The sequence below is a fragment of the Candidatus Tisiphia endosymbiont of Ceraclea dissimilis genome (assembly GCF_964030735.1).
Taxonomy (GTDB): Bacteria; Pseudomonadota; Alphaproteobacteria; order Rickettsiales; family Rickettsiaceae; genus Tisiphia.
In genome coordinates this window covers 481,301-494,488 of record NZ_OZ034917.1, presented here as the reverse complement: position 1 = coordinate 494,488, position 13,188 = coordinate 481,301, and the positions used below count along the sequence as shown (strand labels likewise).

At 34.7% G+C, this 13,188-nt stretch carries 10 protein-coding genes; 4 read left to right on the top strand and 6 right to left on the bottom strand.

Features of this window, described 5'->3' with window-relative positions; genetic code table 11:
* The first annotated feature begins 165 nt into the window (after window positions 1-165).
* Together sdhA and ACQH1V_RS02310 are read left to right on the top strand one after the other, a co-directional pair.
* Window positions 166-1,959, top strand: a complete 1,794-nt coding sequence (gene sdhA, locus ACQH1V_RS02315) for a succinate dehydrogenase flavoprotein subunit (protein WP_425360678.1) — start codon at window positions 166-168, stop codon at window positions 1,957-1,959.
* A gap of 11 nt (window positions 1,960-1,970) precedes the next feature.
* Window positions 1,971-2,624: a histidine phosphotransferase family protein gene (locus tag ACQH1V_RS02310; protein ID WP_425360677.1), complete on the top strand. Its 654-nt coding sequence runs from the start codon at window positions 1,971-1,973 to the stop codon at window positions 2,622-2,624.
* Here ACQH1V_RS02310 and ACQH1V_RS02305 read toward each other — a convergent pair.
* Window positions 2,621-3,178 (bottom strand): phosphatidylglycerophosphatase A family protein, encoded by a 558-nt coding sequence (locus ACQH1V_RS02305; protein WP_094649483.1) that lies wholly within the window; start codon window positions 3,176-3,178, stop codon window positions 2,621-2,623. The genes ACQH1V_RS02310 and ACQH1V_RS02305 overlap by 4 nt on opposite strands.
* Before the next feature lie 609 nt (window positions 3,179-3,787).
* On the opposite strand from ACQH1V_RS02305, the gene ACQH1V_RS02300 reads away from it, so the two are divergent.
* Window positions 3,788-4,255 carry a helix-turn-helix domain-containing protein gene (locus ACQH1V_RS02300; RefSeq protein ID WP_341749175.1) on the top strand — a complete coding sequence of 156 codons (468 nt, stop codon included), beginning with the start codon at window positions 3,788-3,790 and terminating at the stop codon, window positions 4,253-4,255.
* Here the strand turns inward: ACQH1V_RS02300 and ACQH1V_RS02295 are convergent.
* Window positions 4,234-4,452 (bottom strand): palindromic element RPE2 domain-containing protein, encoded by a 219-nt coding sequence (locus tag ACQH1V_RS02295; RefSeq protein ID WP_341749174.1) that lies wholly within the window; start codon window positions 4,450-4,452, stop codon window positions 4,234-4,236. The genes ACQH1V_RS02300 and ACQH1V_RS02295 overlap by 22 nt on opposite strands.
* 241 nt (window positions 4,453-4,693) lie before the next feature.
* On the opposite strand from ACQH1V_RS02295, the gene ACQH1V_RS02290 reads away from it, so the two are divergent.
* Window positions 4,694-6,508 (top strand): AAA family ATPase, encoded by a 1,815-nt coding sequence (locus ACQH1V_RS02290; RefSeq protein ID WP_425360676.1) that lies wholly within the window; start codon window positions 4,694-4,696, stop codon window positions 6,506-6,508.
* 301 nt (window positions 6,509-6,809) lie between these two features.
* Here ACQH1V_RS02290 and gltX read toward each other — a convergent pair whose 3' ends face one another.
* The 4 genes from gltX to ACQH1V_RS02270 all read right to left on the bottom strand — a co-directional run bounded on the left by gltX (window position 6,810) and on the right by ACQH1V_RS02270 (window position 12,720).
* Complete coding sequence (gene gltX / locus ACQH1V_RS02285; RefSeq protein WP_425360675.1) at window positions 6,810-8,144, bottom strand: glutamate--tRNA ligase; 1,335 nt, start codon at window positions 8,142-8,144, stop codon at window positions 6,810-6,812.
* Between the two features lie 14 nt (window positions 8,145-8,158).
* On the bottom strand, window positions 8,159-10,588 hold the full coding sequence (gene topA, locus ACQH1V_RS02280) for a type I DNA topoisomerase (RefSeq protein ID WP_425360674.1): 2,430 nt from the start codon (window positions 10,586-10,588) through the stop codon (window positions 8,159-8,161).
* Window positions 10,589-10,590: 2 nt separating this feature from the next.
* Window positions 10,591-11,730, bottom strand: a complete 1,140-nt coding sequence (dprA, locus tag ACQH1V_RS02275; RefSeq protein ID WP_341749170.1) for a DNA-processing protein DprA — start codon at window positions 11,728-11,730, stop codon at window positions 10,591-10,593.
* A gap of 387 nt (window positions 11,731-12,117) precedes the next feature.
* Window positions 12,118-12,720, bottom strand: a complete 603-nt coding sequence (locus ACQH1V_RS02270; protein ID WP_425360673.1) for a peroxiredoxin — start codon at window positions 12,718-12,720, stop codon at window positions 12,118-12,120.
* Between the last annotated feature and the right edge of the window lie 468 nt (window positions 12,721-13,188).

Below are 13,188 nucleotides of genomic sequence, written 5' to 3'. Positions count from 1 at the left end.
TAAATCGTCATTGCGAGGAGCCACTTTAGTGGCGACGCGGCAATCCATGAAAGTAATTGCTTAATCGTGTTTCGCTACTCCTTGCTAATAGACTGAATAATATTAGCCGGATTAGCTATAGGTTAGAATTATTTGAGTATTATTTGGAATAAAAGGAATTTATGAATGTCTACTAAATCTTATAATATTGTCCACCATCAATTTGATGTAGTGGTAGTTGGAGCTGGAGGAGCTGGTCTTAGGGCAACTTTTGGTATGGCAAAAGAGGGGTTGAGTACTGCTTGTATTAGCAAGGTTTTTCCCACTAGAAGCCATACTGTAGCGGCACAAGGTGGTATCAGTGCCTCTCTTGGTAATATGGGGCAAGATGATTGGCGTTGGCATATGTATGATACCGTAAAGGGTTCGGATTGGTTAGGTGATCAAGACGCGATTGAGTATATGTGTAAACATGCAGCTGCCGCGGTACTAGAGCTTGAACATTATGGGGTACCTTTTTCACGAACAGAAGAAGGTAAAATTTATCAGCGTCCTTTTGGTGGTATGACGACAAATTATGGCAAGGGGCAAGCTGCCCAAAGAACTTGTGCTGCAGCAGATCGTACGGGTCATGCCATATTACATACTTTATACCAACAGGCTTTAAAAAATAAAGCTCAATTTTTTATTGAATATTTTGCCATTGATTTGTTAATGAATAATGGAGAATGTGTAGGGGTAGTTGCTTGGAATCTTGATGACGGGACAATACATTGTTTTCATTCTCACTTAGTAGTATTAGCTACTGGCGGATATGGTAGAGCTTATTTTTCTGCCACAAGTGCTCATACTTGTACCGGTGATGGAGGGGGAATGGTGGCAAGAAGCTCCATTGCCTTGCAGGATATGGAATTCGTTCAATTCCATCCAACTGGTATATATGGGTCTGGCTGCTTAATTACAGAAGGTGCTAGGGGAGAAGGTGGTTATTTAGTAAATGCCAATGGTGAAAGATTTATGGAACGATATGCTCCAGCCGCTAAAGACCTTGCTTCAAGAGATGTGGTTTCAAGAGCTATTACCATGGAAATCAGAGAAAATAGAGGCGTAGGTGAGCATAAAGATCATGTATTCCTACATTTAGATCATTTGTCGCCGGAAATTCTTCACGAACGTTTACCGGGTATTTCCGAAACAGCAAAGATTTTTGCTGGGGTTAATGTTAACACCCAGCCAATACCGGTATTACCAACAGTACATTATAATATGGGGGGAATACCAACAAATTACCATGGGCAAGTTATTGATAAAGATCAGGATAATCATCATAAAATTATTCCTGGATTAATGTCGATTGGTGAGGCTGCCTGCGTTTCAGTACATGGAGCTAATCGATTAGGATCGAACTCTTTGCTTGATTTAGTGGTATTTGGTAGGGCGGCAGCAAAAAAAGCTGCTGAAATTGTTAAAGTGGGTCAACCACATAAGGTTCTACCTCAATCAATATTGGATAAAATAATTAGCAGATTTGACGGTATACGTCATGCTAAAGGAGAAATACCAGTAGCTGATCTAAGACTCAAAATGCAAAAAATTATGCAAAATCACGCAGCAGTATTCAGAACTCAAGAAGTTCTAGATCAAGGGATAGAGCTGATTGATCAGGCACGAAAGGAATATGCTGATATTCAGATCAATGATAAATCATTAATATGGAATAGTGATTTAGTTGAAGCATTAGAATTAGCTAATTTATTAGACCAAGCAGTAATTACTATGCATTCTGCTGCCAATAGAAAGGAAAGCAGAGGAGTACATTCTAGAGAAGATTATTTAGAACGTAACGACGAGGAGTGGATGAAACATACACTGGCTTGGATTGACGAACAAGGTAATGTCAAACTAGATTATAAACCGGTAACTCTTACAACCTTAACAGACGAAGTAGCGGCAATTCCGCCAGCTAAACGAGTTTATTAAAAATACAGTTTATGTTAAATTCAATAAGCCCAAGTTTAATAAGGCTGAGCCAAGCTTTAAATGAAAAAATATGTCACGATTTTGCAGGAACAATAGGTGCTATAGATAATAGTATTGGCTTAATAAAAACTATAGCTTATAAAAAAAAGGCTATTAAACTGATTCAGGATAGTACCGATAGACTTATAAGCTATTTACAGTTTTATCGTTATTTATATTCTCTGCCTTCTGAGGGTAACAAAATTTCTATTGCAGAAATTAATAGATTAGCTACTGATTTTTTAAAATCAAAAAATCATAATATTGAACTAATATTTACAAGGTTATATAGCATAGATATCAATGACCATATAGCCCAGATTATCATCTGTTTAATTGTTGTAGCATCTAATAATCTATCCAAAAATGCTATTATTAAAGTTGAGCTGGAGATACAACATGATAAATTTATTGGTATGAAAATTGTAGTAATAGCCACAAATCTCAAATTTGATCAGAATAAAACAGATATTTTGCTTGGAACAGGAGCCAACTCTTCAGATCATTCCAGTATAACTATAGAAAATGTTCACGAATATTACACTTACTACTTAATTACAGAGTATGGCTATAAGTTATTGGTCACTCCATTAATCGATTCAGTGGAGTATACTCTTATGCTTTAACCAAACCAATCTATTAGACTAAAAGTGATAGCATAATGCATAACTGAAGCAAAAACTGCTGCAGCAATATCATCTACCATAACGCCAATACCACCTTTAATATTGGCATCAAGCCAATTTATTGGCCATGGTTTGATAATATCAAAGAACCTGAACAGAGCAAAAGGTAAAGCCAATAAAAAGATAAAATTTAGTACAGGTGAACTTAAATATTTTGTAAGTCCTGAATAATTCATAAAAAAAACGGAAGGAAAGCTTAATATTAATGTTAGCATTTGACCCACTACCTCATCAATCACCACTTCTCTTGGATCCTCTCGCTTACTATAGTGTATGTATATTGAGGAAAAATATGTGCCTAATATAAATAGTAACAGGCAAATCAAAAAAGCGATAATAAAGATACTAATAAGTTCTACTTGCATGGAAAGATATAATATCCAGTAGCACAAAGGGAAAGCAGCCAGAGAGCCAAATGTACCAGGACAATATTTTATTTTACCTATATAGAAAAAAGTTACAATAAATTCTGCAAATTTGTATCTATTAAACATAATAACCCTACTTAATTTAATAGACCTCTTGCCTAACCTAAAGATAATTGAGGAATTTTTAGGAAAAACGAAGTCGAGTACCGCAGCGTACTAAGATGTACGTGAGGAACGGAGACGAGTTTTGACAACAAAATTACCAATTAGATTAGGTTATGCAACAGGTCTAATCAGTATATAGCTAATCTGATTAGTTATCCATAACAAACTTGCGTCATTGCGAAGATGCGTAATCCGACAAAGTAATCCTGTTTTGTGTCATCCCTGCGTAGGTAGGGATATATACTAGATTCCCGCCTACTCGGGAATGACAATTTACTTTTTTATGTCACCCCTGCGTAAGCAGGTATCCAGATTCCCACTTAAGCGGGAATTACAATGACTTTTGTGAATTTGGCGTAATGCTATTTGGATTAGCTATACTTGATATTTCCTTTCTCCCTTTTTTCCTTGCTTAAATTACACAACTAAAAGAGTTGTATTGTAATGCTATTGCAACTATTTTTGCCAATTATTCAAATTTATTAATATAGATGAAAAATTACTTGATTAAGCTAAGACACTAGATTATTATTAGTTGAAATAAATAGTGAAAATTAAATTATTATAACAATGAATAAATCTAATAAATCAAAAGAAAGAATAAACCTGATTATAGGTATGCGTTTAAAACAGCGTCGTATAATGATGGGTATAAGCCAACAAGAATTAAGTACAGCTATTAATCTTAGTGTAAAGCAGATACAAAGATATGAAGATGCTACTACCCCAATAGCTAGTAGTATATTGTATTTTTTTGCAAAATTATTAAATGTATCTATTGAGTATTTTCTTGATACAACTGAAATTACTGATGCATCAGATGGTTACTTATTTGAGATACAAGACAATCATAAGTTTTTGAATGATATTATTGCGGAAGATAGAGCAGAATATTTAGCCCCTTTAAAATACGATGCAGAAGAGGAAGTATCCTATCTTGTTAGAGTATTTAGCAAAATTCAAAATCCGCAAATTAGACAAAAAATAGTTGAGCTTATTGGGTCAATAGTAGCATCTCAAGGCACGAATGCAGGGTAAAAATAGATGAAATAGTAATACTCCATAATCAAGTTTTTTATAGAGCTTATAAATAGTAGGTTGTTCAAAAGAAATTTGAATATATAGTCAATTGATGGGAAGTTGGTGACGTCGTCACTCGTCGCTCGCCTATTACTTATAGGCGTCGCTCCATCGCTCCTAGCCCCAAATTCTCCTGAATTGACTATAAATTTCATTTGGGCGGAAAGATTTTTATACCGAGCCAGGTGGATAAAGCGGAGTTGCACATAACAACTACCAACGGCACTGAAATTATAACATTTTCTAAGGCTGCATAATTATATCGTACTGGGTGTTAATTCAGGTTAATTCACTATAAAAAAACAAAAAATTATAAAAATTTTGCTAATTAGCTATTAGTGGAGAATAAAAAAGTAGTATAATGGATATTATAGTTGGAAGGAATACGTGGAAACAATGATAGAAGGAAAAAATAATGTTGATGATCAACCAACCATGTTAGTTGGTACTGATGATTTTAAGAAATTATTGCTTAATAGCAACGTATTTGTTGATAAAAGCTTAATGATTAAAGAGTTATTGGCAGATAGTGGAGATGTCATCCTAATCACCAGACCAAGGCGGTGGGGTAAAAGTTTGAATATGAACATGCTACAGAAATTTTTTGAGATAGAGGTGGATGAGAGAGGTAAGCCTTTACCTGAAGAGGATAGAGTAAATAACAAGCTATTTACCGGTGGTACAGTAGATTTAGGATTTGACGAAACTAAAGAGCTAAAACCTTTGAAAATTGTGAGTGATGCAAGTAGCATGAAACGTCAAGGTCAATTTCCGGTGATTTTGCTCAATCTTAAAGATGTTAAAGGTAGTAGTTATCAGGAAATAGAACTAGGTATAAAGGATCAAATTATAGAATTATTTGCAAGTCATCATTACTTAAATCATCATGTAACAGAAGATACAGGACTATTAAATAATGCCCAAAAAGAAAAACTAAGGAGATATTTTGATGGGAAACTTGAGAGAAATGACTTAAAAGATAGTTTACGGGTTTTGAGTGAAGTATTGTACAAACATTTTGGTCAAAAAGTTTATATATTGATCGATGAATACGATACGCCGATCAATAGTTCATACATTAAGTTTGGTAACAAACCAGAAGAGTTTGAACAGGTACTTGAAATGTTTCGCGGGATGTTTGGCAGTAGTTTAAAAACTAATCCTTATTTAGAAAAAGGGGTAATAACCGGCATATTAAGGGTTGCTAAGGCTAATTTATTTTCGGATTTGAATAATGTTCGTGAATATACTCTGCTAGATGAAAAATTTGCTAAGTTTTATGGTTTCACTCAAGCAGAGGTTGATGAGTTATTAACCAAAGTACCACTTGACACAAGTCCTGAACAAATTAAAGCTTGGTATAATGGCTATAGTTTTGGCGGAGAAATCATCTATAATCCATGGTCAATTATGTTATGCCTAGATACTAGAGGTAAGCTTGATCATTATTGGCTTGATAGCGGTGGCACTGGGCTTGTTGATAAAGCATTGTTATCAGATGAAATACAAATTGATATCCAACAATTAGCTAGCGGTAAAAGTATCATCGCACCTATTACCAAACAAATCAGTTTCAGCGATATTAATACACGAAGTGGGTTATTTAGTTTGTTATTATTTAGTGGTTATTTAAACCCAACAGCTGTTGAACCTGCAAAAGATATCTACGAATTATCAGTGCCTAATAAGGAAGTAGAGTATATATATGAAACCAGGCTATTACAATGGGTGAGTAGCAAGTTACAAATGGATAGTTCTTTATATTATTCTTTTGCTAGTTTGCTGCCGGCAGGTAAAATAGAAGAATTTAAAGAGAAATTACAAGAGTTATTACTAAATGCTACTAGTTTTCATCAAACTGGCGAGAAAAAAGCCGAGTTATTTTATAGCGGCTTTATGCTAGGTTTAATTAACACTTTATCTCCTGGCTATGTCATAGATAGTGAGAGAGAAACAGGCAGTGGTAGAGCTGATATTATATTGCTACCTAAGGCTGGGAAGCAGAATAATGCTATTATTATTGAATATAAAATATGCAAATCTCCTGATACTCTAGAATCTATCGCAAAAGATGGGCTAGATCAAATCATGAGAAAAAAATATGAGACTAAAATAAAAGAACACTCTCATGTTCAGAAAATTATCAAAATTGCTATGGCTTTTTGTGGTAAAGAAGTGGCTCTAGAATACCAAATAGCTCAGGTATCTTAGGCACAATTGTTGAAAATTAGAAGAGCTATAGTCAATTGATGAGAAGTTGGAGACGTTGTTGCTCAATGCTCGCCTATTACTTATAGGCGTTAATTTAAGAAAATAAAGTAGAAAAGTCGTTTATTAGCGAGCCACCGTAAGTGGCGTGGCAATCCATTTTTAATCACTTTTCTGGATTGCTTCGTCAACCTTAAGGTTTCCTCGCAATGACGGTTTTTCAATTATTATTTTTTAAACTGACGCTTATGCACTCCATCGCTCCTAGCCCCAAATTCTTCTGAATTGACTATATTTGCATAAATCAACTTGTTAATCTTTTTATAATTTCATCTTTGCTGAGCAGAGGTAATATTACTGACATTTCTGGTCCAGATGTCATTCCTGTTATAGCAAGTCTTAAAGGTAGGAATACTTCTTTACCTTTTTTACCAGTTATTTCCATAATTCGTTTAGTCCATATGCTCCAACTATCGATGGTTATTGGTTCGTCTATTAATAAGGTAGCTGCTTGTTTTAAAAACTCTTTATCTAATCCTTCAACTTTAGAGGGGGAATAACAAATATTCCACCAATCTTTTATTTCATATAATTTTTGTAAATTACCTCTAACTGCCAACCAAAATTGCTCATTTATTTGTTCAGCTTTAATCTCTTTTAAGCGATCTTTTACTTCATCAAAACTCAAGCTAATTAGTAATTTATGATTTAAACGCTCTAGCTCTTCTGGTAAATAAGTTGTTGGACTTTTAGAAAAATTATTAATGTCAAACTCTTTTATTAGCCCAGCTAAATTTTTAAATGGTATAATAGGCGATGATGAGCCAAGCAAACTAAAGAAACTATTAATTGCCATTGGTTCTAATCCAATTTTATCCCTTAGAGCAGCAATCTCAAATCCCCCTGTTCTTTTAGATATTTTTTCATCCCGACTGATAACTAGACTAAGATGAGCAAAATTTGGTACCTTTGCCCCTAGAGTTTCAAACATTTGCACATGAATGGCAGTGTTAGTTACGTGATCCTCGCCCCGAACAATATCGGTAATGCCATAATCAATATCATCAACAACCGAACAAAGCATATAAGTCATACTGTTATCTTCTCTGATAACTATCGGATCACCAATATTCTTGCCTTCATATTTAACTTCACCCTTAATCATATCTTGCCAAATAATTGGAGTATGCGATACCAAGAATCGATAATGCGGTTTTCTTCCTTGACTAATATAGTCATTTATTTGTTGTTCAGTAAGGTTCAAAGCCGCACGATCATATATCGGAGGAAGCCCTCTAGATAGTTGTAACTTACGCTTTAATTCCAGCTCTTCCTGGGTCTCAAAACAAGGATATAATTTATTTTTTTGTAATAATAATGCTTTTATTGCTTCATACTTATCAAATCTATCAGATTGGCAAAAAGTTTGATCCCAGTTAAGTCCTAAAAATTTAAAATCCTCTTCAATGGCATGTTTATATTGTTGTTTGCTACGTTCAAGATCAGTATCATCAAACCTTAAAATAAATATGCCATTATGCTTTCTAGCATATAACCAATTTATCAGAGCTGTCCTAGTATTACCTATATGCAACATACCAGTTGGTGAGGGAGCAAATCTTGTGATAACTTTTCTCATAATTTTCTAACTGCTTATTTTGCTTTTTTCTTTTTTGTTACTTTTTTTGCAGCACCAGTCCTTGTCCTAATATTCTTTTTAGGAATTGTTGTTACCACTACTCCTGGCTTATCAGTATCTTTCTCCGGTTTATTCTTCAGCCTATTATTACTAGCCTCAATTATTTCCACAGCAGTTTCTAATGTGATGGTAAAAGGATCGTATCTTTTAGGTATTGAAATAAACCGATCAAGATATTTAAGATACGGACCATATCTACCTATACCCAGTATAATCTCTTGATGAGATTCAGGGTGCAGGCATAACTTAACCGGTAACTCAAGAAGCCTTAGAGCCAAACTAAGAGTCACGTCATTTTGTGCTACTGACGGTGGCAATGACACACGCTTTGGTTTTTCCCCCTTGGCAACTGGTTTGCTAGTCTGTACATAAAAACCATATGGACCTTTCTTTAATAAAACATCATGACCCTCTTTATCTACTCCTAATAATTTGTTCTCTTCAGCCATATCAACAATATCACTATTCTTCGAAGTAATTTGTTTTTTGAAAGTACATTCAGGATAGTTACTGCAAGCTAAAAATGCTCCAAACTTACCAAGCTTTAACCCTAATTGCCCTGTAGAACAGGATGGGCAATTTTTCGAATTGTTACTTTCTGATTTTTCTCCAAATAGGTGATAATCTAATGCTTGTTCAACATAAAGGATTATATCAGATATTTTCTTATCACTAACTATTTCTACGTTATTATTAAACCCATCCCAGAATTTTTTTAGTAAATTTTTCCATTCTATTTTACCTTCTGCCACTTCATCTAAATCATTCTCCAGATCAGCTGTAAAATCATATTCAACATATTTTTTGAAAAACCCTGTCAGAAATGTTGTCACTAAACGCCCTAATTCCTCTGGAAAGAAACGTTTTTTTTCAACAACCACATAGTTCCTATCTTGCAATACTGATATAATAGAAGCATAAGTAGAAGGACGACCAATTCCAAGTTCTTCAAGCTTCTTGACGAGACTGGCTTCAGAATATCTTGGTGGTGGTTCGGTGAAATGCTGTGCTGGATTCACTGAAGTTGTAGTTAATTTTTCTCCTTCTTGTAGTAATGGTAGAAGCCTATTTTCTTCTTCCGTTTCATCATCTAGACCCTCACGATAAATTTTGTAAAAACCATCAAAGGCAATAATTGAACCAGTTGCCCTGGCGGTGAATTCTTTATTTGCTGTATCAAGCTGAGCGACCACCAAATCAATAATAACATTTTCCATTTGGCAGGCTATCGTCCTTTTCCAAATCAAGTCATAAAGCCTATAATAATCTTTATCTAGTGTATCCTTTAATTTTTCTGGTAATAGAGTAACATCAGTTGGTCTAATAGCTTCATGAGCTTCTTGAGCATTCTTGGCTCTAGATTTATAAACTCGCTGGCTAGCTGGTAGATATTTATCACCAAAATTCTTATGTATCAACTGACGTATTTGTTCAACAGCCTCACTAGCAAGGGTAGTACCATCAGTTCTCATATAGGTGATCAAACCTATCGTTTCATTACCTATATCCATGCCTTCGTAAAGTTTTTGGGCAATTTGCATAGTTTTTTTAGCAGTAAACCCTAATTTTCGAGCTGCTTCTTGCTGTAACGAAGAAGTAATGAAAGGCGGTTGAGGCTGACGTTTTTGCTGCTTTTTTTCTAAAGATGCAATATGAAAATTCTTTGATTTTATTTCTTTGACTAGATCATTAGCTGCCGATTGATTAATAATTGAGAATTTCTCTAATTTATTACCATTGACATGAGTTAATCTCGCTAAAAACGGCTCGTTATTACTATTCAGAACATTAAGGGTAATATCCCAATATTCTTGCGATTTAAAACGTTCAATTTCATCTTCTCGCTCACAAATAAGTCGGAGTGCTACAGACTGAACTCTACCTGCTGATCTACATCCCGGTAATTTACGCCATAATATCGGTGATAAAGTAAATCCTACCAAATAATCCAATGCTCTCCTTGCTTGTTGAGCATTAACCAAATCAATATCAATATTTCTTGGGTTGTCCATTGCATGTAAAATAGCTTTTTTGGTAATCTCATCAAATGCTACTCTCTTAAAGAAATCATTAGATTTAATCAAGTTTTTTTCTTTTATTATTTCTGCAACATGCCAGGCAATTGCTTCTCCCTCTCGGTCTCGATCTGTTGCTAGATAAACCATTTCAGCTTTGGCAGCATCCTTAGTTATTGCTTCAACATATTTTTCTGCTTTATCTGATATAACATATTTCATAGAAAAATCTTCATTTGGCAGAACTGAACCATTTTTAGATGGTAAATCTCTAATATGTCCAAACGAAGCAATAACCTTAAAATCACTATCCAGATACTTATTTATCGTTTTCGCCTTTGCCGGCGATTCTACTATTACTAATTTCATATTTATTTATAAATTAAAGATATCTTGTTGCCAGGATATCTGGTTATTTTTCCAGCCAATTCTAGCTCTAATATTATCATATATATAGCCGGCAAAGGTAGCTGTGTTTGATGTAAACAATCAAAATCTATAGGAGTTGAAGATAAAAGCTCCTTAACCCTCATACGCATATCATTGGTAATTACATTATCATATTTGATATCTAACGTTCTAAACTGATTATTTTCGATTGAATCATTTGCTACATCCTTAGATTTACTGATAATTTTGCTAAAAGGTGGTAAATTAGTCTCTATGTCCTCAGTAGATTCCACCATATGAGCTCCTTCCTTGATAAGTTTATTAGTACCTTGACACCTAGGATCCAGCGGAAATCCTGGTACAGCAAATACTTCTCTATTCTGTTCTAAAGCAAACCGGGCTGTTATTAACGATCCAGATTTTAGACTTGCTTCAATCACTACTGTTCCAAGAGATATACCAGAAATTAATCGATTACGCTGTGGAAAATGTTGCCCAAGTGGTTTTGAACCTACTGGTAATTCAGCAATTATCAAGCCATTTTGTTGGATTTGCTCAAATAATCTAACATTCTCTGGGGGGTAAACATAATCAATTCCTCCAGCTATAACTCCTATTGTTTTAGAGGTATTTACTTGATGCACTGCTGTATCAACACCTCTGGCAAGTCCAGAAACCACTATATAATTTGCATCAGTCAATTCCTTAGCAATTTTAGCAGCAAAGGCACGACCATTTACTGAAGCATTTCTTGCTCCAACAATTGCTAAACATCTTTCGTGTGCTAATAACCCAATATTGCCCTTATAACTTAATATTGGCGGGCAATCAAAAATCTCTAACAATAACCTTGAATATCCTGGAGATTTATAGGTAATAATCTGAGCATTATGCTTTTGCAACAATTCAAGTTCTTTACTTGCATCGCTCTGAGAAAATACCCTTACGGGCTTAGAACGCCCACCCCTCAGAGAAAATTCTTGTATTTTGTCAATTGCAGCACTGCTATTACCAAATAGCTTTATTAAGCTCCAAAAAGTTCTTGAGCCAACATTTTCACTCCTAATCAATCTTAGGATGTCAATAGTTTCTTTTGTGTAAGATACTGGTTTAGTATCCAAAAATAGCTCCTTCAGCATCAATTGACTATATATTAGTGAATTAACTTTAATTGGCAACGTTATAAATCCGGTTAGTATTTAGCATCAGCGTCATTGCACATAAGCGTCATTGCGAGGAGCCACTTTAGTGGCAACGAAGCAATCCAAAAAAGCGATTAAAATGGATTGCTTCGTCGACCTTACGGTCTCCTCGCAATGACGGTTTCTCAATAACTGACACCTATGCGTCATTGCGAGCCACCGTAGGTGGCGTGGCAATCCATAAAAGAGTGGATTGCTTCGAAGGCTTACGCCTTCTCGCAATGACACATAGGCGTCAACTGACACTTATGCACAATTACAGCACGATGGGTGCCTATTCGGCACTAGTTCAGCAATTGACTACAGCTATAACTTTTCTGCATTAGAAGCTAAGTAATGTGACACTCCTTTATGTGAGGGAGTAATACCTTCATCACCTTTATGCCAGCCAGCTGGACATACTTCGCCATGTTTGGTGTTATAGTCTATAGCATCGATCACTCTTATTACTTCATCAATATTTCTACCAATTGGCAAATCGTTAACTAGCAAATGCCGTACTATAAATGCTTCATCAATAACAAAAGTACCACGCAGCGATATTCCTTCATCATGTAGTACATTATAACTATGTGACGCACTCTTTTTAATATCTGACACCATAGGAATCTGGATATTACCAACCCCACCTTTATTGTAAGGGGTATTTTTCCAAGCTAAATGAGAAAAATGCGAGTCAACACTTATTGCTACTAATTTTGTATTTCTCTCAGTAAATTCTCCTAACCTATTATTAAAAGCTATAATTTCTGATGGACAAACAAAAGTAAAATCAAGCGGGTAAAAAAATAATACCACTTTATGATTTTTAGCATAATTTCTAAGATTAAATTCAGATTCTATACTATTATCAGGCATAATAGCTTTAGCTGTAAAATCCGGAGCAGCTTTTCCAACGAACACTTGCATTAAAATTCTCCAATTAATAATGATTAAAAACATTTATTATGATACACAAAATTATAACCTATTACAATACCAAATCTCTAATAAGTCAACTAATAATTTAAAATACCTTGTAATATTGATATTATTCCTAGGAGCTGTAGGTATATTCATATGACAAGTCTGATGGATTGCCACGCTCACATACGTTTGCTCGCAATGACGAGTGGTAAGCTTATGTTTTCTCGCAGTGACGAGAGGTTTATACGTCATTACGAGGAGGCGTAAGCCGACTAAGCAATCCATTTTTGATTGCTTTTACAACCTATCTAAATTAGTACTGTTTCAAATATAACACAATAGATAAGGATTTATCAAAAAAAATAGTCTAAGTAGCTTGTAATTAATTAGTTTTGCATATATAGTATTCTGCGTGCTAGATATTCTAAAAGGTTTTATATAGAATAGGTATGTCATTCCTGTAAAAGGCTG

Excerpts from the sequence above, each read along its gene's own strand:
- sdhA (WP_425360678.1), top strand. The coding sequence starts at position 166 with ATGTCTACTAAATCTTATAATATTGTCCACCATCAATTTGATGTAGTG.
- ACQH1V_RS02310 (WP_425360677.1), top strand. The coding sequence starts at position 1,971 with ATGTTAAATTCAATAAGCCCAAGTTTAATAAGGCTGAGCCAAGCTTTA.
- ACQH1V_RS02305 (WP_094649483.1), bottom strand. The coding sequence starts at position 3,178 with ATGTTTAATAGATACAAATTTGCAGAATTTATTGTAACTTTTTTCTAT.
- ACQH1V_RS02300 (WP_341749175.1), top strand. The coding sequence starts at position 3,788 with ATGAATAAATCTAATAAATCAAAAGAAAGAATAAACCTGATTATAGGT.
- ACQH1V_RS02295 (WP_341749174.1), bottom strand. The coding sequence starts at position 4,452 with ATGAAATTTATAGTCAATTCAGGAGAATTTGGGGCTAGGAGCGATGGA.
- ACQH1V_RS02290 (WP_425360676.1), top strand. The coding sequence starts at position 4,694 with ATGATAGAAGGAAAAAATAATGTTGATGATCAACCAACCATGTTAGTT.
- gltX (WP_425360675.1), bottom strand. The coding sequence starts at position 8,144 with ATGAGAAAAGTTATCACAAGATTTGCTCCCTCACCAACTGGTATGTTG.
- topA (WP_425360674.1), bottom strand. The coding sequence starts at position 10,588 with ATGAAATTAGTAATAGTAGAATCGCCGGCAAAGGCGAAAACGATAAAT.
- ACQH1V_RS02270 (WP_425360673.1), bottom strand. The coding sequence starts at position 12,720 with ATGCAAGTGTTCGTTGGAAAAGCTGCTCCGGATTTTACAGCTAAAGCT.